This is a genomic window from Stenotrophomonas acidaminiphila (assembly GCA_002951995.1).
GTDB classification, from domain to species: domain Bacteria; phylum Pseudomonadota; class Gammaproteobacteria; order Xanthomonadales; family Xanthomonadaceae; genus Stenotrophomonas; species Stenotrophomonas acidaminiphila_A.
Genome location: CP019797.1, coordinates 2,355,951 through 2,377,248, shown reverse-complemented (window position 1 = coordinate 2,377,248; position 21,298 = coordinate 2,355,951). Strand labels below are relative to the sequence as shown.

Annotated in this window: 14 protein-coding genes, 3 tRNA genes and 2 pseudogenes; 12 read left to right on the top strand and 7 right to left on the bottom strand. The window is 69.9% G+C overall.

From position 1 onward, the window contains the following. Window positions 1-95: 95 nt before the first annotated feature. Both asnB and B1L07_10620 read left to right on the top strand, forming a co-directional pair. Window positions 96-1,781 carry an asparagine synthase B gene (asnB, locus tag B1L07_10625; protein AUZ55461.1) on the top strand — a complete coding sequence of 562 codons (1,686 nt, stop codon included), beginning with the start codon at window positions 96-98 and terminating at the stop codon, window positions 1,779-1,781. A 227-nt stretch (window positions 1,782-2,008) separates the two neighbouring features. After that, window positions 2,009-2,371 (top strand): hypothetical protein, encoded by a 363-nt coding sequence (locus tag B1L07_10620; protein ID AUZ56552.1) that lies wholly within the window; start codon window positions 2,009-2,011, stop codon window positions 2,369-2,371. Window positions 2,372-2,408: 37 nt separating this feature from the next. Here B1L07_10620 and B1L07_10615 read toward each other — a convergent pair. Then, window positions 2,409-4,828, bottom strand: a pseudogene (locus B1L07_10615) (penicillin acylase). Between the two features lie 141 nt (window positions 4,829-4,969). On the opposite strand from B1L07_10615, the gene B1L07_10610 reads away from it, so the two are divergent. Continuing rightward, the gene (locus B1L07_10610) at window positions 4,970-5,458 is read left to right on the top strand and encodes a bacterioferritin (protein ID AUZ55460.1); all 489 of its coding nucleotides are present in this window, start codon (window positions 4,970-4,972) and stop codon (window positions 5,456-5,458) included. A gap of 76 nt (window positions 5,459-5,534) precedes the next feature. On the opposite strand, the gene B1L07_10605 is transcribed toward B1L07_10610, so the two are convergent. From B1L07_10605 to B1L07_10595, 3 genes are all read right to left on the bottom strand, one after another. Next, on the bottom strand, window positions 5,535-6,194 hold the full coding sequence (locus tag B1L07_10605) for a thiopurine S-methyltransferase (protein ID AUZ55459.1): 660 nt from the start codon (window positions 6,192-6,194) through the stop codon (window positions 5,535-5,537). Window positions 6,195-6,204: 10 nt separating this feature from the next. Continuing rightward, window positions 6,205-6,456: a hypothetical protein gene (locus B1L07_10600; protein AUZ55458.1), complete on the bottom strand. Its 252-nt coding sequence runs from the start codon at window positions 6,454-6,456 to the stop codon at window positions 6,205-6,207. Window positions 6,457-6,687: 231 nt separating this feature from the next. Then, a complete protein-coding gene (locus B1L07_10595) occupies window positions 6,688-8,931 on the bottom strand; it encodes a DNA topoisomerase IV subunit A (protein AUZ55457.1) in 2,244 nt (747 codons plus the stop codon). Between the two features lie 208 nt (window positions 8,932-9,139). Here B1L07_10595 and B1L07_10590 point away from each other — a divergent pair, with 208 nt between their 5' ends. The 4 genes and pseudogenes from B1L07_10590 to emrB all read left to right on the top strand — a co-directional run bounded on the left by B1L07_10590 (window position 9,140) and on the right by emrB (window position 13,835). Further along, on the top strand, window positions 9,140-9,583 hold the full coding sequence (locus B1L07_10590) for a MarR family transcriptional regulator (GenBank protein AUZ55456.1): 444 nt from the start codon (window positions 9,140-9,142) through the stop codon (window positions 9,581-9,583). Continuing rightward, window positions 9,580-11,082, top strand: a complete 1,503-nt coding sequence (locus tag B1L07_10585) for a multidrug RND transporter (GenBank protein ID AUZ55455.1) — start codon at window positions 9,580-9,582, stop codon at window positions 11,080-11,082. The genes B1L07_10590 and B1L07_10585 overlap by 4 nt, the downstream gene beginning before the upstream one ends. Window positions 11,083-11,092: 10 nt before the next feature. Then, window positions 11,093-12,264 (top strand): annotated as a pseudogene (locus B1L07_10580) (multidrug transporter). Between the two features lie 11 nt (window positions 12,265-12,275). Next, window positions 12,276-13,835 (top strand): MFS transporter, encoded by a 1,560-nt coding sequence (gene emrB / locus B1L07_10575; GenBank protein AUZ55454.1) that lies wholly within the window; start codon window positions 12,276-12,278, stop codon window positions 13,833-13,835. Window positions 13,836-13,971: 136 nt separating this feature from the next. Here emrB and B1L07_10570 read toward each other — a convergent pair. The 3 genes from B1L07_10570 to B1L07_10560 form a co-directional block, all read right to left on the bottom strand. After that, window positions 13,972-14,056, bottom strand: a tRNA-Leu gene (locus tag B1L07_10570). A gap of 285 nt (window positions 14,057-14,341) precedes the next feature. Continuing rightward, a tRNA-Leu gene (locus B1L07_10565) sits at window positions 14,342-14,426 on the bottom strand. Between the two features lie 278 nt (window positions 14,427-14,704). After that, window positions 14,705-14,789 (bottom strand) — tRNA-Leu (locus B1L07_10560). 114 nt (window positions 14,790-14,903) lie between these two features. Here B1L07_10560 and B1L07_10555 point away from each other — a divergent pair. The 5 genes from B1L07_10555 (at window position 14,904) to B1L07_10535 (ending at window position 21,207) form a co-directional block, all read left to right on the top strand. Continuing rightward, window positions 14,904-17,357 (top strand): ribonuclease R, encoded by a 2,454-nt coding sequence (locus B1L07_10555; GenBank protein ID AUZ55453.1) that lies wholly within the window; start codon window positions 14,904-14,906, stop codon window positions 17,355-17,357. Window positions 17,358-17,600: 243 nt separating this feature from the next. Next, window positions 17,601-18,344 carry a 23S rRNA (guanosine(2251)-2'-O)-methyltransferase RlmB gene (locus B1L07_10550; GenBank protein ID AUZ55452.1) on the top strand — a complete coding sequence of 248 codons (744 nt, stop codon included), beginning with the start codon at window positions 17,601-17,603 and terminating at the stop codon, window positions 18,342-18,344. A gap of 239 nt (window positions 18,345-18,583) precedes the next feature. Then, a complete protein-coding gene (locus B1L07_10545) occupies window positions 18,584-19,021 on the top strand; it encodes a hypothetical protein (GenBank protein AUZ55451.1) in 438 nt (145 codons plus the stop codon). After that, window positions 19,018-20,355, top strand: a complete 1,338-nt coding sequence (locus tag B1L07_10540; GenBank protein ID AUZ55450.1) for an L-sorbosone dehydrogenase — start codon at window positions 19,018-19,020, stop codon at window positions 20,353-20,355. Before B1L07_10545 ends, B1L07_10540 begins: the two co-directional genes overlap by 4 nt. Before the next feature lie 27 nt (window positions 20,356-20,382). Continuing rightward, window positions 20,383-21,207, top strand: a complete 825-nt coding sequence (locus B1L07_10535) for a short-chain dehydrogenase (GenBank protein ID AUZ55449.1) — start codon at window positions 20,383-20,385, stop codon at window positions 21,205-21,207. Window positions 21,208-21,298: the final 91 nt, after the last annotated feature.

Sequence of the window (21,298 nt, the reverse complement as noted above, 5' to 3'; positions counted from 1 at the left end):
CGGGTTTTTTGTTGCGTGCGTGGGTCCCTCCACAAGCGCCCGGCCAGCCATGACCGGGATTCAACGAAAAGCCCCCACAACCAGGAGCAGTCCCCATGTGTTCCATCTTCGGCATCTTCGGCCTGCAGGCGGGCGACGACCTGCAGGCGCTGCGCCGCCAGGCCCTCGAACAATCGCAGCGCCAGCGCCACCGCGGCCCCGACTGGAGCGGCGTGTACGTGGACGAGCGCGCCATCCTCGTGCATGAACGCCTGGCCATCGTCGACCCGGCCGGCGGTTCACAGCCGTTGCTGTCCGAGGACGGCACGCTGGCGCTGGCGGTCAACGGCGAGATCTACAACCACCGCGAACTGAAGCAGGAACTGGTACAGCCCTATGCGTTCCAGACCGGCTCGGACTGCGAGGTGATCAATGCGCTGTACCGCGAGGACGACCCCGCGTCGTTCCTCAACCGGCTCAACGGCATCTTCGCCTTCGCCCTGTGGGACAAGGTCGCCGGGCGCGCGATCATCGCCCGCGACCCGATCGGCGTGGTGCCGCTGTACTGGGGGCATGACAAGCAGGGCCGCCTGTGCGTGGCGTCGGAGATGAAATCGCTGGCCGATACCTGCGCCGACGTGGCGCAGTTCCCGCCGGGCCACTGGTACGACAGCGCCACCGGCGAGCTGCTGCAGTACTACGCGCGGCCGTGGCGCGACTACGACGCGGTGCAGGGCGTGGAGGTGTCCCGGCAGGCGCTGCGCGAAGCCTTCGAGGCCGCCGTGCACCGCCAGCTGATGACCGACGTGCCCTATGGCGTGCTGCTGTCCGGCGGGCTGGATTCGTCGCTGGTGGCGGCGGTGGCCGCGCGCTACGCCCGCCATCGCATCGAGGACGGCGACCGCAGCGAAGCCTGGTGGCCGCGCCTGCACAGCTTCGCCATCGGCCTGGCCGGCTCGCCCGACCTGGCCGCGGCGAAGATCGCCGCCGACATGCTCGGCACCGTGCACCACGGCTTCGAGTACACCTTCGAGGAAGGCCTGGATGCGCTGCCGGAAGTGATCCGCCACATCGAGACCTACGACGTCACCACCATCCGCGCCTCCACGCCGATGTTCCTGCTGGCGCGGCGGATCAAGGCGATGGGGGTGAAGATGGTGCTGTCCGGCGAGGGCAGCGACGAGATCTTCGGCGGCTACCTGTACTTCCACAAGGCGCCGAACGCGCGCGAGTTCCACGAGGAGCTGGTGCGCAAGCTCGACGCGCTCAACAATTACGATTGCCTGCGTGCCAACAAGTCGATGATGGCCTGGGGCGTGGAGCCGCGGGTGCCGTTCCTGGACCGCGCCTTCCTCGACGTGGCGATGCGCATGGACGCCCGCCACAAGATGGTGGACAAGGCCAGCGGCCGCATCGAGAAGGCGGTGCTGCGCGAGGCGTTCGAGGGCTACCTGCCCAGGGAAATCCTGTGGCGGCAGAAGGAGCAGTTCAGCGACGGCGTCGGCTACGGCTGGATCGACGGGCTCAAGGCGCATGCCGAGGCGCAGGTCAGCGACCGCGAACTCGCCGCCGCCGACAAGCGCTTCCCGTACAACCCGCCGCAGACCAAGGAGGCGTACTACTACCGCAGCCTGTTCGAGCAGTTCTATCCCAGCCCGGCGGCGGCGGAGACGGTGCCGGGCGGCAAGTCCATCGCCTGTTCCTCGCCGGCGGCGATCGCCTGGGACGCCAGCTTCGCGGCGATGGCCGATCCGTCCGGTCGCGCGGTGGCCGGCGTGCACGCGCAGGCGCTGGCGGGATGAGCAGGGCGGCGGCGCACTGCTGCGCCGCCGGTCTTTCCTCATCGCACGGCGCGTCTGTCCCTGGGGCTGGCGCGTCCGTATCCATCGCGGCGGCGGCGGTCCCTGCCGGGCGCCGCCGTCGCCGCTCATCTCACTGTTGCGCTCAAGGGGGTTCTTCGATGCGTGCGTATTCGTTGCTGGTGTCCGGTCTGCTGTGCGCTGTGCCTGCCGCTGCCGCTGCCGCGGAGGTGCCGCTGGAGCGCCACGCGCTGGGCAGTTGGGAAGCGGATATCGGCTACAGCGGCGTGGTGCGCGATGGCGACACCCTGTATGTGTCCGGCGTGCCCTGCCGCGGCCAGGACATGCAGGCCGCGGTACGGGCGTGCTATGGCGAATTGACGAAGATCCTGCAGCGCTTCGGCGCCGACAGCAGCCAGGTGGTGAAGGAAACCGCGTACACCACCGACATGGATGCACTGGTCAAGGCCATTCCGGCGCGCAAGGCGTTCTTCGCCGACGGCAGGTACCCTGCCGCGAGCTGGGTTCAGGTCAGCCGCCTGTTCAACGCGGAGGACATGCTCGAGGTCGAATGGACGGTGCGCCTGAAATAGCGCCGCGCGTTGGCTGATCCGTGCTGCGCCCGCCGTTTCAGCGCGGGCGCAGCACCAGGGTGTGGGTGGTGGCGCCCGGCAGGAACGGCGTCGGCCGGCCGTGTACCCAGTCGTCGTGGCCGGCGCCCCAGAACGGCGACAGCGGATGCCCGCTCTGGCCGCCGGGCATGTGCACGATGCCGTCGGCTTCATGGCCGGGCGAGACCACCATGCGCTCGGACGCGCCGAAGTCGGGCGTCTGCACGCGCGGCATGTTGCCGTCGCCGGGCAGCGCCTGTGCCGGCATGCACAGCCAGCGCCTGAACAGCGCAGGCAGCGCACGCGACACGGGGTGGCAGATCGCCGCGGTGTTGCGCTCGCCCCAGGTACGCGCGGCCAGGTCGTGGCCCTGCGCGGCCAGGTCCGCTTCCAGTTGCCGCGCGCTGTGCGCCAGCAGTTCGTCCCAGCGCTTGAACGGCGGTGGCAGCAGGTGCGGCGGGCGCTGTTCCAGCAGCGGCCAGGCCACGCCCTCCAGCTGCGGCAGGCGCGGCGCCACGAAGTCCTCCCCGAGCCGCTGCCGCGCGGGCGCCAGCAGGCCGTCCTCCAGCGTATCCAGGACGATGCCGCGGAAGCCGCGGGCGATGCGGTAGCTCGCCGAGTCGACCGCGGCGCGGCCGTCCCAGTGGCGGCTGGCCGCTTCCAGCCGCCGCAGCGCCGGGTCGTCACTGTGCTCCACGGTGGCGCGCAGCAGCTTCCACCAGCGCTCCATCAGCACGGCACGATCGTCAAGCTGGATGGCGAGCAGGTCGCGCTCGTCGAACTGTCCGCGCGCGAACAGGCCGTCGCGGACCTGGCGTGCCCGCGCGCCGAGGTCGTAGCCGCCATCGCCGGCCTCGGCCAGCATGGCACCATCGAGCACGCGGCCATTGGCGGTCCACAGGCGGTGGTCGGCGGGATCGACCAGCGACGGCGCCTGATCCGTGCGCAGTGGCCACGGATGGCAGGGTTCGTTGAAGGGCGACGTGCCCGGCGGCAACGGCGCATCGGATGTGTTGGCGATGCCGCCGGCGGTGCACGTCCCGCTGCGGTCCGGGCGTGCGCCGGCCAGGCGCCAGGCAATGCGGCCGTGGCGGTCGGCCAGCAGCAGGTTCTGCGCGGGGATGCCGGCGCGGTCGGCCACCGCCAGCGCGGCGTCCAGGTCGCCGGCGCGGGCCATGTCGGCGAAATCCAGGCGCACCGCGCCCGGCAGCTGTGCGGTCCAGCGCAGCGCCAGCAGGCTGCCGTCGGCGTTGTCGTGCAGCACCGGGCCCCAGTCGCTTTCGCGTACGACCAGGGTGTCGGCGGGCGCGCCGGCCACGGCGATGGTTTCGTGGTATTCGCGCAACGGTGCGGTGGCCGGCAGGCGCGCGAAATCGGCGGTGTCGATGTAGCTGTTGGTGAAGCCCCAGGCCACATGGGTATTGCTGCCGACGATCACCACCGGCAGCCCCGGCAGGCTGAACCCGGCCACGTCGACCTTGCCGCCCGGCGCGGCCGCATCGGGATGGCGCAGGCGCACGCGGAACCAAAGGTTGGGCGCGCGCAGGGCCAGGTGCATGTCGTCGGCCAGGATCGCGCGGCCATCGCGGGTGAGCGCGCCGGCGACGGCGAAGTTGTTGCTGCCCGGCGCGCTGTCGGCCGCCACCGGTGGCCAGCCGATCCCGCTGTCCCGCCGCGGCGCGGGGGCAGGACGCGCGGCCGTGGCCTCGCCGCCGCCACTGCCGGCCAGCTGGCGCAGGTCCAGCGTCGCCGCATCGGGCAGCGGTGCATCGCCGCGCGCGGCGCCGAACAGTGGCGCATCCCAGCTGCTGCCGTCGTGCGCGAGCAGGGCATAGAGCGCGGGTGGCACCACCTCGCGGATGCGGGCCAGGGCCAGCTCGCGGCTGTTGCCCGGGTCCTGCAGGTCGGCGTACATCGCCAGCCCGGCCAGCACCGAATCCTCCAGGCGCCAGGGGCGCGGCTGCTGGCGCAGCAGCAGGTAGGGCCAGGGCCGTACCGGCAGTGCCGCCAGCCCGGCGTTGACGCCGTCGCGGTAGGCCTCGAGCACCGCGCGGCGCTCGCCCAGGGCAACGTCCAGGGTGTCGTGCGCGCGCGTGCGCAGGCGGTGCACACGCATGCGCTGGTCCAGCGGCAGGGCCTTGGCGCCGAACAGTTCGGCCAGCTCGCCGGCCGCCGAGCGCCGCATCAGGTCCATTTCGAAGTAGCGTTCCTGGGCGTGCACGTAGCCCAGCGCGCGGGCCATGTCGCGCTCGTCGGCGGCATCCACCGTGACCATGCCGTTGCCGTCGCGCTGCACCTGGACCGGGGCCGACAGCCCGGGCAGGGCGAGCTCGCCGTCCAGTTCCGGCAGGCTGCCGCGCAGCAGCAGCCAGAGCCCCCCGACACAAGGATCGAAAGCCCCAGCACGACCCACAGCGAACGCAGCAGCCAGCGCCTCATGCGCCTCTCCCCGGCCCCAGGAAGCGCGATTGTAGGCGAGGGCGGTGCCGTACGCAGGGCGCAACTGAAACTGATTCCGATTAGATCATCGCCGTGCCGGATCGGGCATCCTGTGCCCCTACGCATATCAGGAGCACCCCCATGCAGGGACACCCGGAAGTCATCGATTGCCTGAAGGAGCTGCTGCGCGGCGAACTGGCCGCGCGCGACCAGTACTTCATCCATTCGCGCCGCTACGAAGACCAGGGCCTGCACGCGCTGTACGAGCGCATCGGCCACGAGATGGAGGAGGAGACCGGGCATGCCGACGCGCTGCTGCGGCGGATCCTGTTCCTGGGCGGCGACCCGGACATGCGCCCGCACGTCTTCGCCCCCGGCAAGAGCGTGGTCGAGATGCTGGAGAAGGACCTGCAGACTGAATATCAGGTGCGCGCCAACCTGGCCGCGGCGGTGAAGCTGTGCGAGTCGCACGGTGACTACGTCAGCCGCGACATCCTGATCGCGCAGCTGCGCGACACCGAGGAAGACCATGCCTGGTGGCTGGAGCAGCAGCTGGGCCTGATCAAGCGCATCGGCCTGGAGCTGTACCAGGCCAGCAAGATGGATGCGAAGGGGTCGCCGGCGCATTGAGCGTGGCCAACCCACGCCCATGAGCGACGAAGGCCGGGAATTCCCGGCCTTTTCGTTGATGCAGGGAGCGTGCCTGTCAGTCGCCGGCGCGCCGCATGCGGTAGACCGCGGTGGACAGCGCGCTGACGCCTTCGGCGCGGAAGCCGGGCTCCTGCGCGAGGATGTCGCGGCGCTCGGCCAGTTCCACCCGCCACGCCGGCGCGAACGATTCCACTTCCGTCTGGCCCACCGCGAATGGCGGCCCGGCCTTTTCCGCCTGCGGGTATTCGAGCGTGATCAGCAGCGCGCGGCAGCCGGCCGGCAGCCGTGCGTAGACGGTGTCGCGGTAGCGCTGGCGCAGTTCCGGCGGCAGCGCGATCAGCGCAGCGCGGTCGTAAAGCCCGGCGATACCGGCCAGGGTCGCGTCATCGAGGGTGAAGGCGTCGCCCAGGATGATCTCGATCGGGCCGGCGCTGAAATGCTCGCCCAGCGCGCTGCTGCGGCGTTCGGGCCGCAGCCCGGCCTCGGCGAAGAACTGCGTCACCGCCAGCGGCGAGATCTCCACGCCGAGCACGCGGTGGCCCTGCGCGGCCAGCCAGTGCATGTCCAGGCTCTTGCCGCACAAGGGCACCAGCACGCGGCCGCCCGGCGCGACCTGCAGCGCAGGCCAATGTCTTTCCAGCAGCGGCATCACCTCGCCGCGGTGGAAGCCGATCTGTCCCTGTTGCCAGCGCTGCAGCCAGAATTCGGGTTGCATGGCGTTCCCCTCAGCGGACTTTCCGCCAGCCGTTCTCCGGCGTGATCCGCGCCAGCGCGTCGTTGCCTGCATAGAAGCGGACCAGGCCGCAATCGCGGCACACGACACTGCGCATCTTGGCGCTGGCGAACACGCCGCTGGCGCCGGGCAGCAGGTCCGGGCCGTAGCCGCCGCGGGCGCTGATGCCGCCGTGGGTATACAGGTTGTCGCCGCGGCACTCGGGACAGATGCTCTGCGGTGAAGCGTCTTGCTGGGATGTCATGTTGCTTCCTTGTAAGGCGGGTTTCCGGCCGTCGCCACGGCCGGAACACAGCATGGATCGTTCACACTGCGCGCCGCGCCATGCATGCGCATGGCAACGGCGATGCCGGCCGCGCCGCCGCGCGCCAGTGAAACGGGTTATTGGACGTCGAGGCCTTCCACCTTCTGCCGCGCCACGCCTGCGCGTGGCGACTGCAATACCGGCCGCGCCGCCGCGCGTCAGTGAAACGGGCTACTGGACATCGAGGCCTTCCACTTTCTGCCACCCCCTCGGCAGCAGGTGCCCGCGGCTGGCCCGCGCGCCCACGTACGCATCCAGCTCCTTGAACGACAGGTTCATGGTGCGCTGGCCGCTGCGCACCTGCAGGGTGGCGCCGGGCGATACCGCGACCACCGCGACCACGCGCTCGGTGGCGAGCTTGGCCTTGGGGATCTCGATGATCTTGTTGCCCTTGCCCTTGTCCAGCTCGGGCAGGTCGCTGGCCGGGATGGCGAGCATGTTGCCGGCGCTGGTGACCGCGACGATGCGGTCGGCCTGCGGGTTGGCCACCACCATCGGCTGCAGCACCGCCGCGCCGGGGGACAGGTTGAGCATGGCCTTGCCGGCCTTGTTGCGGCCGGTGAGGTTCTCGAAGCGGGTGACGAAGCCGTAGCCGTGCGAGGAGGCGAGCACGAAGCGGGTGTCGTTGTCGCCGCTGGCCAGGGTCACGAAGCTGCTGCCGGCGGCCGGCGAGAAGCGGCCGGTCAACGGCTCGCCGTTGCCGCGCGCCGAGGGCAGGGTGTGCGCCGGCGTGGAGTAGGCGCGGCCCTCGCTGTCGAGGAACGCCACCTGCTGCGTGCTGCGCCCGCGCACCGCCGCCAGCAGGCTGTCGCCCTCGCGGTAGGACAGGCCGGCGGCATCCACGTCGTGGCCCTTGGCCGCGCGCACCCAGCCCTTCTCCGACAGCACCACGGTGACCGGCTCGCTGGCGACCAGCTCGGTCTCGTCGATGGCCTGGGCAGCGTCGCGCTGCACCAGCGGCGAACGGCGCTCATCGCCGAACTTCTTGGCGTCGGCCAGCAGTTCGTCCTTGACCAGTTTTTTCAGCTTCGCGGCGCTGCCGAGGATGGACAGGATCTTCTCGCGCTCGGCGGCCAGCTCGTCCTGCTCGCCGCGGATCTTCATTTCCTCCAGGCGGGCCAGCTGCTTGAGCTTGGTTTCGAGGATGTACTCGGCCTGGTCCTCGGACAGGCCGAAGCGGGCGATCAGCGCCGGCTTGGGTTCGTCCTCGGTGCGGATGATGCGGATCACCTCGTCCAGGTTGAGGAAGGCCACCAGCAGGCCTTCCAGCAGGTGCAGGCGGCGCTCGACCTTCTGCAGCCGGTGGTTGAGGCGGCGGGTGACGGTGTCCTGGCGGAAGCGCAGCCACTCGCCCAGCAGCTGCCGCAGGTTCTTGACCTGCGGGCGGCCGTCCAGGCCGATGACGTTGAGGTTGACCCGGTAGCTCTTCTCCAGGTCGGTGGTGGCGAACAGGTGGCCCATCAGCTGTTCGGCGTCGACGCGGCTGGAGCGCGGGATCAGCACCACGCGCACCGGGTTGGCGTGGTCGGATTCGTCGCGGATGTCCTCCAGCCAGGGCAGCTTCTTGGCCCGCATCTGCTGGGCGATCTGTTCGATTACCTTGGACGGCGACACCTGGTGCGGCAGCGCGGTGATGACGATGTTGCTGCCTTCCTTGAGGAAGGTGGCGCGGGCGCGCACGCTGCCGTTGCCGGTCTCGTACAGCTGCCGCAGGTCGCTGGCCGGGGTGATGATCTCGGCGGTGGTCGGGTAGTCCGGGCCCTTCACGTGCTCGCACAGGTCGGCGACGGTCGCGTCCGGGTCGTCGATCAGCCGCACCAGCGCGCTGACGATCTCGTTGAGGTTGTGCGGCGGGACGTCGGTGGCCATGCCCACGGCGATGCCGGTGGTGCCGTTGAGCAGCAGGTGCGGCAGCCGTGCCGGCAGCCAGCTCGGTTCCTCCAGCGTGCCGTCGAAGTTGGGCGACCAGTCGGTGGTGCCCTGGCCCAGCTCGCCCAGCAGCACCTCGGCGATCGGGGTCAGCTTGGATTCGGTATAGCGCATGGCCGCGAACGACTTGGGGTCGTCGCTGGAGCCGAAGTTGCCCTGGCCGTCGATCAGCGGGTAGCGGTAGGAGAACGGCTGGGCCATCAGCACCAGCGCCTCGTAGCAGGCGCTGTCGCCATGCGGGTGGTACTTGCCGATGACGTCGCCGACGGTGCGCGCGGACTTCTTCGGCTTGGACGCGGCGTTCAGGCCCAGCTCGCTCATCGAATAGATGATGCGGCGCTGCACCGGCTTGAGCCCGTCGCCGAGGAAGGGCAGGGCGCGGTCCAGTACCACGTACATGGAATAGTCGAGATAGGCGCGCTCGGCGTACTCGCGCAGCGGCTGCTGCTCGAAGCCGTGGAAGGCGGGGCGTACGAGTTCGGTCATGCGGGGCTGTTACCTGGTGCTGGGGGGCGGCGACGGCCGTCGCCCCCGCGAGCCGGTGATTATCCGGATGCGGTCGGGGATGCCAAGCCGCAGGCCCGGGCCCGGGCCCGGCCGGCCGCGCGATTGATCCAATGCTGCAACGGCGCATTTCATGCCGGGTGGAATATTTCCATTGAGAATTATTCCGGATGCAATAAAATCCGCGCCCATGATCTGCGCGACCACCAACCCCCCCAGCTTCGGCCTGCTGCTGCGCCAGACCCGCGACGGCCTGGCCCGGCAGCTCGACGCGTCGATGGCCGAAGAAAACATCGGCATCGGCTTCACCCATTTCGTGGGCCTGAAGACGCTGGCGCACATGGCCCCGTGCACCGCCAACGAACTGGCGCAGGCGCTGGACCAGGTGCCCAGCGCGGTCACCCGCCTGCTGGACAAGCTCGAATCGCTGGGCTGCGTGCGCCGCGAGGCGCATGCGCAGGACCGGCGGGCGCTGCAGATCGTGCTGACCGAACAGGGCCGCGAGCTGTGCGCGCGGCTCAAGAAGCGCGGCGACGCGGTGATGGATTACGCCATGCGTGACCTGAGCCCCGACGAACGCGCGCAGCTGATGTCCCTTCTCACCCGCATCCGCGACTCCCTGACGCCCCCATGATCCCTTTCCCCGTCTCCCACTCCCTGCGCCAGCGCGCGCGGCCACTGTTGCCGGCGACGCTGGTGCTGGCGCTCGCCGCCTGCGCCAGCAGCGGCGGACTGCAGCCGCAGGGGCGGCTGCTCGACACCGGCAGCCTGCACAGCGAACGCACCCTGGCCACCAGCGACCTGTCGGTGGCCGCGTTCCCGGCCAGTGACTGGTGGCGTGCCTTCGGCGACCCGCAGCTCGACGCGCTGGTGGCCGAGGCGCTGGCCGGCCATCCCAGCCTGGACGCGGCCGACGCACGCCTGCGCCAGGCCCAGGCGCAGGCCGGCATCGCCCGCGCCGAGCGCCTGCCGAGCCTGTCCGTCTCCGGCGGCTACACCGGCGTGCGCCTGCCCGAATCGATGGTCGGCGAGGAACTCGGTGGCCGCTACATGGGCAGTGGCCAGGTCGCATTCGATTTCAGCTACGGCTTCGACCTGTGGGGCGGCAAGCGCGCCAGCTGGGAAGCGGCGGTGGACACGGCGCATGCCGCCGCCGTCGATGCCCAGGCCGCGCGCCTGAAGCTGGCCTCGGGCATGGTCCAGGCCTATGTCGAACTGGATCGTGCCTGGCGTGCCCACGACATCGCCGAGCAGGAGCTGGAGCGTGCGCGCAAGACCCTGCAGCTGGTGCGCCAGCGCCGCGCCGCCGGCATCGACAGCGACCTGCAGGTGCGCCAGGCCGAAGCCCGGGTTCCCGCCGCGCAGCAGCAGCTGCAGGCCGCGCAGCAGCAGATCGACGCCGCGCGCACCGCGCTGGCCGCGTTGCTCGGCCAGGGCCCGGACCGCGGCCTGGTCATCGCCCGTCCGCAGGCGCTGGACGTCACCGCGCTGCAGCTGCCGGGCGTGCTGCCCAGCGAGCTGCTCGGGCGCCGCCCGGACATCGTCGCCGCGCGCTGGCGGGTGGAAGCGGCCGCCAGGCAGATCAAGGTCGCCAAGGCCCGGTTCTACCCCAGCTTCAACCTGACCGCGCTGGCCGGGGTGGTCGCGCCCAACGTCGGCGACCTGCTCAGGAGTGGTTCCACTTTCGCCTACCTTGGTCCGGCGCTGAGTCTGCCGATCTTCGAAGGTGGCCGCCTGCGCGCGGGCCTTGCCGGTGCCGACGCCAGCTACGACCTGGCCGTGGCCGGCTACAACCAGGCCGTGGTCGATGCGCTGCGCGAGGTGGCCGACCAGGTCAACGCGGTGCGCTCGCTCGAGCAGCAGGTGCAGTCGCAGCAGCAGGCGGTCGCCACCGCCGGCTCGGCGTTCGAGCTGGCCGGCCAACGCTACCGCGCGGGCATCGGCAACTACCTGGACGTGCTATCCGCGCAGTCGCAGCTGCTCGGTGCGCAGCAGGCGCTGACCGCGCTGCATTCGCAGCAGCTGCTCGCCGCCGCGCGCTTGAGCCAGGCGCTGGGCGGCGGCTATGCGCCGTCGGCCGACGGCGTCGCCGCCCCGCTGTCCTCCTCTTCCCCCGTGTCCCCGCATTCCTGAGAAACACCCCATGAGCCAGACCCACACTCCTGAAGCTCCCGTCGTTGGCAGCCGCCGTGGCCGGCTGCTGCGCGGCCTGCTTGTCCTCGTCGTCCTGCTGCTGGCGGCGTTCGCGCTGTGGTATTTCGCCTTCGGTCGCTGGTTCGAGGAAACCGACGACGCCTACGTGCAGGGCAACCAGGTGCAGATCACCCGCAGGTGGCCGGTACCGTGGTCGCCATCGCCGCCGACGACGGCATGCGCGTGGAGCGCGGCCAGCTGCTGGTGCAGCTGGACCCGGCCGACACCGAGGTGGCGCTGCAGCAGGCCGAAGCCAACCTGGCGCGCACCGTGCGCCAGGTGCGCGGCCTGTACCGTAGCGTGGAAGGCGCGCAGGCCGACCTCAACGCCCGCAAGGTCACCCTGCGGCGCGTGCGCGAGGACTTCGCCCGGCGCCGCGACCTGGCCGCCAGCGGCGCGATCTCCAACGAGGAACTGGCCCATGCCCGCGACGAGCTGGCCGCGGCCGAGGCCGCGGTGGCCGGTTCGCGCGAGACCGTGGAACGCAGCCGCGCGCTGGTCGACGACACCGTGGTCGCGACCCAGCCGGACGTGAAGGCCGCCGCCGCGCAGCTGCGCCAGGCGTGGCTCAACAACGCCCGTGCGGGCATCGTCGCGCCGGTCGCCGGGTATGTCGCGCGGCGCTCGGTGCAGGTCGGCCAGCGCGTGCAGCCGGGCACGGCACTGATGGCGGTGGTGCCCGCCGAGCAGATGTGGGTGGACGCCAATTTCAAGGAAACCCAGCTGCGGCACATGCGCCTGGGCCAGGAAGTGGAACTGCGCTCGGACCTGTACGGCGGCGATGTGAAGTACAAGGGCCGCATCACCAGCCTCGGGTTGGGCACCGGCTCGGCGTTCTCGCTGTTGCCGGCGCAGAACGCCAGCGGCAACTGGATCAAGATCGTGCAGCGCGTGCCGGTGCGCATCGCCATCGACGCCAGCCAGCTGGCGCAGCATCCGCTGCGCATCGGCCTGTCGATGAAGGCCGAAGTGAGCCTGCGCGACCAGAAGGGCGGCGTGCTGCCGGCCAAGCCGGCCGAGGGCACCGTGTTCGATACGGACGTCTACGCCAGGCAGCTGCATGACGCCGACGCGGCGATCGCGCGGATCATCCACGACAACCTGCCGCGCCAGGCCGGCTGAGGTCGCCGCGCATGTCCGCTCAAGCTCCGGCCATGCCGCAGCCGGCCGCCGGTTTCGCGCCGCCCAGCGTGGCGCTGTGTACCGTGGGCCTGGCGATGGCCTCGTTCATGCAGGTGCTCGACACCACCATCGCCAACGTCTCGTTGCCGACCATCGCCGGCAACCTCGGCGCCAGTTCGCAGCAGGCGACCTGGGTGATCACCTCGTTCGCGGTCAGCACCGCCATCGCGCTGCCGCTGACCGGCTGGCTCAGCCGCCGTTTCGGCGAACGCAGGCTGTTCGTGTGGGCGACGCTGGCGTTCGTCATCACCTCGCTGCTGTGCGGCCTGGCGCAGAGCATGGGCATGCTGGTGCTGTCGCGTGCGCTGCAGGGCTTCGTCGCCGGGCCGATGTACCCGATCACGCAGTCGCTGCTGGTGTCGATCTACCCGCGCGAGAAACGCGGCCAGGCGCTGGCGCTGCTGGCCATGATCACGGTGGTCGCACCGATCTGCGGGCCGATCCTCGGTGGCTGGATCACCGACAACTACAGCTGGGAGTGGATCTTCCTGATCAACGTGCCGCTGGGCATCTTCGCCGCGCTGGTGGTCGGCGCGCAGCTCAAGGGCCGGCCCGAGCACATCGACAGGCCGAAGATGGACTACGTCGGCCTGGTCACCCTGGTGATCGGCGTCGGTGCGCTGCAGCTGGTGCTCGACCTGGGCAACGACGAGGACTGGTTCGCCTCGACCAAGATCGTGGTGCTGTCATGCGTGGCAGTGGTGTCGCTGGCGATGTTCCTGATCTGGGAACTGACCGACAAGGACCCCATCGTCGACCTGCGCCTGTTCCGCCACCGCAACTTCCGCGCCGGCACCCTGGCGATGGTGGTGGCGTACGCAGCGTTCTTCAGCGTGGCGCTGATGATGCCGCTGTGGCTGCAGCGCGACATGGGCTACACCGCGATCTGGGCGGGCCTGGCGACGGCGCCGATCGGCGTGCTGCCGGTGATCCTGGCGCCGCTGGTGGGCAAGTACGCGTCGCGCTATGACATGCGCATGCTCGCCTCCATCGCCTTCGTGTTCCTGTCGTTGACCAGCTTCATGCGCTCGGGCTTCAACCTGCAGGTGGACTTCCAGCACGTGGCCGGGGTGCAGCTGATCATGGGCGTGGGCGTGGCCCTGTTCTTCATGCCGGTGCTGCAGATCCTGCTGTCGGACCTGGACGGGCGCGAGATCGCCGCCGGCTCCGGCCTGGCCACTTTCCTGCGCACGCTGGGCGGCAGCTTCGCCGCGTCGCTGACCACCTGGCTGTGGGCGCACCGCACCCAGCAGCACCATGCGCACCTGACCGAACATGTATCGGTGTATACGCCCGGCATGCAGGAGCAGGTGCTGGCGATGGGGCACGGTGACCTGCAGCACGGCGCCGCGCTGTTGAACAGCATGATCGACCACCAGGCCTCGCAGATGGGCTTCAACGACATCTTCTATCTGCTGGGCTGGACGTTCCTGGCGATCATCGCCTTCCTGTGGCTGGCCAAACCGCCGTTCGGCGCCGGTGCCGGCGCGGCCAGTGCCGGCGGTCATTGAGTCACCGCGATCCCCGCCCGCAAGGCGGGGATCGTCGTATCCGGCGGGGGCGGTGGACTGGGCGCAACCCCGGCGGAGTCGCAGCGGGCCGCAGATACGAAAAAACCCGCTTTCGCGGGTTTGATCTGTTGAGTCGTGGTGCCCAGGAGAGGACTCGAACCTCCACGGTTTTACCCGCTAGTACCTGAAACTAGTGCGTCTACCAATTCCGCCACCTGGGCGACTCAGGGCGGCAATTGTGCCGATGGCCGGACGCGGTGTCAACGCTTCGTGCAGGCATTCGTGCGTGCGCGGCAGGGAAGGTAAGGAGGCGTGCAATACAGGGCGTGTACGCCGCAGCGGGTGCAGGGTTCCGCTGCCGTGCGTCGATCGCCGCCGGAAGATGGCAGCCGGTTCCGGACGACGCGCATGGGAAACAAACCAGGGCCGCCGTCTGCCGGCGTGCGCCCGACGCATGATCGCAGATACGAAAAAACCCGCTTGCGCGGGTTTGATCTGTTGAGTCATGGTGCCCAGGAGAGGACTCGAACCTCCACGGTTTTACCCGCTAGTACCTGAAACTAGTGCGTCTACCAATTCCGCCACCTGGGCGACTCAGGAGCGGAATTATGCAGGGTGTCCGTACCGGCGTCAACCACTCAATGCATGCGCTGGCGGCCGGGCAGGCGCCCGCCTGCGGCGGTAAGGCGCGCGCCCGCCGGTGCGCGACGCATGCCGGCGTGCGCGGTCACGGGCATGCGCGCCACGCATGCCACGGGAGAACCCGCGGTGGCGGTTTCCGGCAGCACCGTCGATGGCCCGGCGGGAAGGGCGGCGCGGATGGCGGGCACAAAAAAACCCGCCTGCGCGGGTTTCGTCGTTTCGCATCGTGGTGCCCAGGAGAGGACTCGAACCTCCACGGTTTTACCCGCTAGTACCTGAAACTAGTGCGTCTACCAATTCCGCCACCTGGGCGATGCGAGCCGGCAATTCTGGTGATCGCTGCCGGGTTTGTCAACGGGTTCCGGCGTGGCGGCGGTGGCTGTCGTACGCACTTCATGCACGTCGCACCGGGTACCATGGGGGTTGATGAAAAACAAAAAGACCACCGGGGCCGGCAAGGCTCCCAAGTCCGCCCCCGGCGCAACGCCGGGCAAGCCGCGCAAGTCGGCCAAGCTGCCGCCGTGGATGCCGGAGAGCCTGGCCACGCCCGCCAAGGGCGGCCGCGGCAAATCCCGCGACACCGCGCCACCGAAGAGTTTCGTGCGTGGTCGCTCGCGGCCGGCACCGGCCGCGGTCCTCGACGACCCCTATGCCGCGCGCGAAGCCGAACGCTACGCCCAGCCCATTGCCAGCCGCGAGGCGATCCTGCAGCTGCTGGACCGCTGCGACGGGCCGCAGAACGCCGAGGAGATCGGCGCCCGGCTCGGTCTGACCGAGCCGGATCGGGCCGACGCGCTGGCCAAGCGCCTGGGCGCGATGGTGCGCGACGGGCAACTGGTGCAGAACCGCCGCGGCGGCTTCGCCCCGGTGCTGGTCACCAACCTGATTCCCGGCGTGGTCATCGCCAACCCCGAAGGCTTCGGTTTCCTGCGCCCGGACGAGGGCGGCGACGACCTGTTCCTGCCGCCGTACGAAATGCGCAAGGTCATGCATGGCGACCGCGCGCTGGCCAATGTCACCGGCATCGACCGCCGCGGCCGCCGTGAAGGCAGCATCGCGCGCGTGCTCGAGCGTGGCGTCAACCGCCTGATCGGCAACTTCAGCGTGGAGCTGGGCATCAACTACGTGGTGCCCGACGACAAGCGCATCCAGCGCAGCATCCAGATCCCGGCCGACGCCACCGGCGGGGCCAAGGACGGGCAGCTGGTGGTGTGCGAGTTGACCCAGGCCCCGGATACGCGGCGACCGCCGATCGGCAAGGTCATCGCGGTGCTCGGCGACAAGCTGACCCCGTCGCTGGTGGTGGAAACCGCCATCCACGGCCACGACCTGCCGCATGAGTTCCCGCCGGAAGTGCTGGACGAGGCGACGGCGATCCCGATGACCGTGGACCCGGCGATGATCGGCACCCGCGTGGACCTGCGCGCGCTGCCGCTGGTGACCATCGACGGCGAGGATGCCAAGGACTTCGACGACGCGGTGTTCTGCGAGCCGAACCGCGACGGCTTCCGCTTGGTGGTGGCCATCGCCGACGTCTCACATTACGTGCGCCCCGGCACCCCGCTGGACGAGGAGGCGCTCAAGCGCGCCACCTCGGTGTACTTCCCCGGGTACGTGGTGCCGATGCTGCCGGAGACGCTGTCCAACGGCATCTGCTCGCTGCGGCCGAAGGAAGACCGCATGTGCTTCGTCTGCGACATGCAGGTGGACCGCAAGGGCGAGGTGGTGCAGTCGCGTTTCTACGAGGCGGTGATGAACTCGCACGCGCGCCTGACCTACACCCAGGTGTGGAACGCGGTGGGCGAGGACGACGCCGACGCCAAGGCCTTCATCGGCCCGCTGCTGCCGCAGATCCAGAGCCTGCACCAGCTGTACCGCATCCTGGCCAAGGCCCGCGAACGCCGTGGCGCCATCGAGTTCGAATCCTCGGAAGTGCGCTTCGTGCTGGACAACCGCGGCGAGGTCACCCAGGCCGGGATGCTGGTACGCAACGACGCGCACAAGCTGATCGAGGAATGCATGATCGCGGCCAACGTCGAGGCCGCGCGCTACCTGCTGGCCACCCACATCCCGGCGCCGTTCCGGGTGCACGAGCGGCCGCCGGAATCCAAGTTCGCCGACCTGCTGGAGTTCCTCAAGGAGTTCAAACTGAGCCTGCCGGCGTGGAGCAAGGTGCAGCCGGGCGACTACACCCGGTTGCTGAAGAAGGTGCGCGAGCGCCCGGACGCGGCGCTGCTGGAATCGGTGCTGCTGCGCAGCCAGTCGCTGGCGGTGTACTCGCCGGACAACAACGGCCACTTCGGCCTGGCGCTGGAGGCCTACGCGCACTTCACCTCGCCGATCCGCCGCTATCCGGACCTGCTGGTGCACCGTGCCATCAAGTACGCGCTCACCGGCGGCCCGCGCGACAAGTACACCTACACCCCGCGCGAGATGGCGGCGCTGGCGCTGCAGTGTTCCGAGCGCGAGCGCCGGGCCGACGAGGCCGAGCGCGAGGTGGACGAGCGCTTCCGCGCGGCATGGATGGAAAAGCACGTCGGCGGCCAGTTCGACGGCGTGATCAGCGGCGTGACCAGCTTCGGCCTGTTCGTGGAGCTGGACGACTCCAAGGTCAACGGGCTGGTGCACGTCACCCAGCTGCCGCACGATTACTACCAGTTCGATCCGCTGCGCAAGACGCTTACCGGCGACCGTCGCGGCGTCCAGTTCCGGCTCGGCGACCGGGTACGCATCCTGGTGCTCAAGGCCAGCATGGAAGACCGCAAGATCGACTTCCGCCTGGTCGAGCGGCTCGATGGCGACGCCAGCGCGGCGGACCAGGGCCTGCCACCGCTGCCGCCGCGCGGCAAGCCGGCCAAGCGCGCCAAGCAGAAGTACTGAGGCACGCAACGGCCCTGCGCAGGGCCAGCGGACCCGCGTCTGGCACCTGTTCACGGGCTGCCGGCGTTTCCCCGGGGATGCGCCGATAGCCGGGGCGGCATCGAGGGCGCCTTTTCGAGCCCGCGCCCGCCGGAGCGGCACGGCGCCAGGACAGGCGGCCGCCGGGCCTGCATTCAGCCGGCGCCGGTGCCGGCCGGGCCGATGCACTACCATTACGCGCCCAACTCCCCTCGCGCGGTCGCAATGAGCAAGCAGAACCAGTGGATCGTCGGCGTCAACGCCGTGGCTTCGTCGATCGAGAAGGACCCGGACAATGTCCGCGAGGTGCTGATCGAGGCCGGCAGCAAGAACCCGCGGCTGGTGGAGATCGAGGAGAACGCGCGGCGCAAGGGCATCGACGTGCGCCGCGTGGCCGCGCAGGCGCTGGGCGGCGTGGCCGGGCAGGTGCGCCACCAGGGCGTGGTCGCGCGCTACGCCGCGGCGAAACTGTGGGGCGAGAACGAGCTGGAAGGGTTGGTCGAGGCCGCCGGAGGCAAGGCGCTGCTGCTGGTGCTGGACGAGGTGCAGGACCCGCACAACCTCGGCGCCTGCCTGCGCAGCGCCGCCGCCGCCGGCGTCACCGCGGTGGTGATCCCCAAGGACAAGAGCGCGCCGGTCAATGCCACCGTGCGCAAGACCAGTGCCGGCGCGGCCGACCGCATCCCGGTGGTGGCGGTGACCAACCTGGTGCGCTGCCTGAAGGACCTGCAGAAGCAGGGCGTGTGGCTGTACGGGCTGGCCGGCGAGGCGGAGCAGACCATCCACCAGCTGGACCTGCGCGGCAACGTGGCGCTGGTGATGGGCGGTGAGTCCGACGGCCTGCGCCGGCTGACCCGCGAGACCTGCGACGGCCTGGTGCGGATCCCGATGCCGGGCGACGTGGAAAGCCTCAACGTGTCGGTGGCCACCGGCGTGGCGCTGTTCGAGGCGGTGCGGCAGCGGCTCTGACTCCGTGGAGCGGTGCAGGGAGCGCGGTGCCAGACCGCGCCCGGCGCCGGGTATGGCAGGTAACCGCGGGCATGGCGGCACCTGGCCGGCCGGATGCGGCGACAGGCCTGGCCCTCGCCGCCGGTGACATCGCCGTCATGGCAGTGGTCCTATAGTTAGCAGCAGCGGGCCATCATCGGGGCGGAAATATCCGCCGGGTCTGCGACCGTCGATCCTCCGGCCCATGAACCTGGATTTCCATGCCCATCCATCCTGTACCGAGACGTTCGCGGATCGCGCATGCGTTGTTCGCGCTGCTCAATCCCATACCCTTCGGGTTCTTCGTCGCGACGCTGGTCTTCGACGTGACCTATGCGTGCAGCGCCAACGTGCTGTGGGTCAAGTCGGCAGCCTGGCTCAACGCGATCGGCCTGCTGTTCGCCATCGTGCCGCGCCTGATCAACCTGGTGCAGGTATGGGTGCCGGCACGCCGCAGCACCCGCATCGAAAAACTCGACTTCTGGCTCAACCTTTTCGCCATCGTCGCGGCGATCGTCAACGCCTTCGTCCATAGCCGCGATGCCTACGGCGTGGTGCCCGAGGCGGTGTGGCTGTCCGCCGTCACCGTGGCGCTGATCGCCGTGGGCCTGGTCATCACCGCGCTGCAACCGGCATCGGTATCGGAGGACAGGCCATGAGCAGGGCGAATCTGGCCATGGCGTTCGCCGTGGCGCTGGTCATGGCGCTGGCCGGCTGCGAAAAGGCGGCCTACGAGCCGGCACAGCAATCCGGGGCGAATCCGCCGTTGCCCGAGCCGCGCAGTTTCTTCGTGCCGCCGATGCAGGTGCCCAAGGGCACCGGCTGGGCGCAGGGCGAGAAGCCGGCGGTGGCCGACGGGCTGGAGATCGAGCCGATCGCCTCCGGGCTGATGCACCCGCGCCAGCTGCTGGCGCTGCCCAATGGCGACGTGCTGGTGGTCGAAGCCAACGGCCCCGGTGCCGAGCCGGTCTCCTCGCCCAAGCAGATGATCGCCGGCCTGGTCAAGAACCAGTCCGGCAAGGGCGGCAAGGGCGGCAACCGCATCACCCTGCTGCGCCGTGTACCCGGCCAGCCGGGCGAATGGCGCAAGCATGTGTTCATCGAGAACCTGCATTCGCCGTTCGGCGTGCAGCTGATCGGCGACACGCTGTACGTCGCCAACACCGACGCCATCATGAAGTACCGCTATACGCCCGGGGAAACGCGCATGTCCGATCCCGGTGTCGAGTTCGCCGACCTGCCCGGCACCATCAACCACCACTGGACCAAGGCGCTGCTGGCCAGCGCGGACGGCAGCCGGCTGTATGTCGGCGTCGGTTCCAACAGCAACATCACCGAGAACGGCCTGGACGTGGAATACCGCCGCGCGGTGGTACTTGAAGTGGATGCGCGCACCGGCGCCAGCCGCATCTACGCCTCGGGCATCCGCAACCCGACCGGCCTGGGCTGGGAGCCGGCGACCGGCAAGCTCTGGGCCATCGCCAACGAGCGCGACGAGATCGGCGCGGACCTGGTGCCCGACTACCTCACCTCGGTGCAGGAGGGAGGCTTCTACGGCTGGCCCTACAGCTACTACGGGCAGCACGTGGATACGCGCGTGCAGCCGCAACGCCCTGACTTGGTGGCCAGGGCGATCCGCCCCGACTATGCGCTGGGTTCGCACGTGGCGCCGCTGGGACTGTGGTTCTACCGCGGTGACGGCCTGCCGGAGAAATACCGCGGCGGCGCATTCGTCAGCCAGCACGGCAGCTGGGACCGTAGCCCGCTGAGCGGTTACAACGTCGTCTTCGTGCGTTTCCAGGGTGGCAAGCCCGTGGGCACGCCGGAGCAGGTCGTCGGCGGCTTTGCTTCGGCGGACGAAAAGACCCTGAAGGGCGCGCCGGTCGGTCTGGCCGAGGACGCCGGCGGCGCGTTGCTGATCGCCGATGACGTCGGCAATACCGTCTGGCGCGTCTCCGCGCGCGGCGCCGGCGCTACGGCGTCGCCGCCTTGAGCCGGTAAACCGCGCGGCGGTTCCGGTATGGTCCGGCGGCGATCCACTTCGCGCCGGGCCGCCGCGGCGGCCTTCGCGCCGGAGGACGCGAGCGTGGTCGGCATCGATGTCGCCGGTGCGGTGAGTCCGGTCCTGGAGGTGGCGCCGGCCACCGTCCAGGACCGGGGCGAAACCGGCCGGCAGGTGGTCGATGCCGGCGGGAGATGGGCATCGCGGCGGCTCGACCAGTGCGACGTCGGCGCCCTGCGCGAAGCGGCCGCATGGACCGTCGAGCGCTTCGGCCGGATCGGCATCCTCTTCGCCAATGCCCGCATCCAGGTGTTCGCGCCGCTGCTGGAAATGGAGGACGCGCACTGGCACGACCAGATCGACGTCAACCTCACCGGCACCTGCAACGCCATCCGCGCGGTGGCGCCTTGCCTCGTCGCCAATGGCGGCGGCCGCATCATCGTCACCTCCTCCACGCAGGGAAGGCACGGCACCAAATATGGCGCCGCGTATTCGGCGTCCAAGGGGAGACTGATCGAGCTGGTGAAATCGGCCGCGCTGGAACTGGGGCAATACCGCATCACGGTCAATGCGGTGATTCCCGGCCTGATCGATGCGCCGCTCACGCGGTACAGGCAGCGCTATGCACAGGCGCTGGACGACTTGGACAACGCTGCGCCATTGGAAGAGCTCGAGTCCGTGGCCAAGCGGCGGCTCGCCGCCCGATCGCCGCTCGGCCTGCCCTGGCTGCCGCCCGGGTCGATCGCGCCGCTGGTCGTCTTCCTGGCCAGCGACGATGCCCGCCTGGCCTCGGGCGCGGCCTGTGACGTGACAGGCGGCGACAGCGCCAACAATGCGGCGTGAGACGACCGCGTGGTGGAGGGGAACGTCGTTTTTTCCTTCCCCCTTCGAATGAATGTGCGCCGCCGGGAATTGCCGGTGATCGCGGTCATCG

Bases quoted from the DNA above. Each gene is read 5' to 3' on its own strand.
- B1L07_10540 (AUZ55450.1), top strand. From the start codon at position 19,018: ATGAGCAGGGCGAATCTGGCCATGGCGTTCGCCGTGGCGCTGGTCATG.
- B1L07_10585 (AUZ55455.1), top strand. From the start codon at position 9,580: ATGATCCCTTTCCCCGTCTCCCACTCCCTGCGCCAGCGCGCGCGGCCA.
- B1L07_10595 (AUZ55457.1), bottom strand. From the start codon at position 8,931: ATGACCGAACTCGTACGCCCCGCCTTCCACGGCTTCGAGCAGCAGCCG.
- B1L07_10590 (AUZ55456.1), top strand. From the start codon at position 9,140: ATGATCTGCGCGACCACCAACCCCCCCAGCTTCGGCCTGCTGCTGCGC.
- B1L07_10550 (AUZ55452.1), top strand. From the start codon at position 17,601: ATGAGCAAGCAGAACCAGTGGATCGTCGGCGTCAACGCCGTGGCTTCG.
- B1L07_10610 (AUZ55460.1), top strand. From the start codon at position 4,970: ATGCAGGGACACCCGGAAGTCATCGATTGCCTGAAGGAGCTGCTGCGC.
- emrB (AUZ55454.1), top strand. From the start codon at position 12,276: ATGTCCGCTCAAGCTCCGGCCATGCCGCAGCCGGCCGCCGGTTTCGCG.
- B1L07_10555 (AUZ55453.1), top strand. From the start codon at position 14,904: ATGAAAAACAAAAAGACCACCGGGGCCGGCAAGGCTCCCAAGTCCGCC.
- asnB (AUZ55461.1), top strand. From the start codon at position 96: ATGTGTTCCATCTTCGGCATCTTCGGCCTGCAGGCGGGCGACGACCTG.
- B1L07_10535 (AUZ55449.1), top strand. From the start codon at position 20,383: ATGGTCCGGCGGCGATCCACTTCGCGCCGGGCCGCCGCGGCGGCCTTC.
- B1L07_10600 (AUZ55458.1), bottom strand. From the start codon at position 6,456: ATGACATCCCAGCAAGACGCTTCACCGCAGAGCATCTGTCCCGAGTGC.
- B1L07_10545 (AUZ55451.1), top strand. From the start codon at position 18,584: ATGCCCATCCATCCTGTACCGAGACGTTCGCGGATCGCGCATGCGTTG.
- B1L07_10605 (AUZ55459.1), bottom strand. From the start codon at position 6,194: ATGCAACCCGAATTCTGGCTGCAGCGCTGGCAACAGGGACAGATCGGC.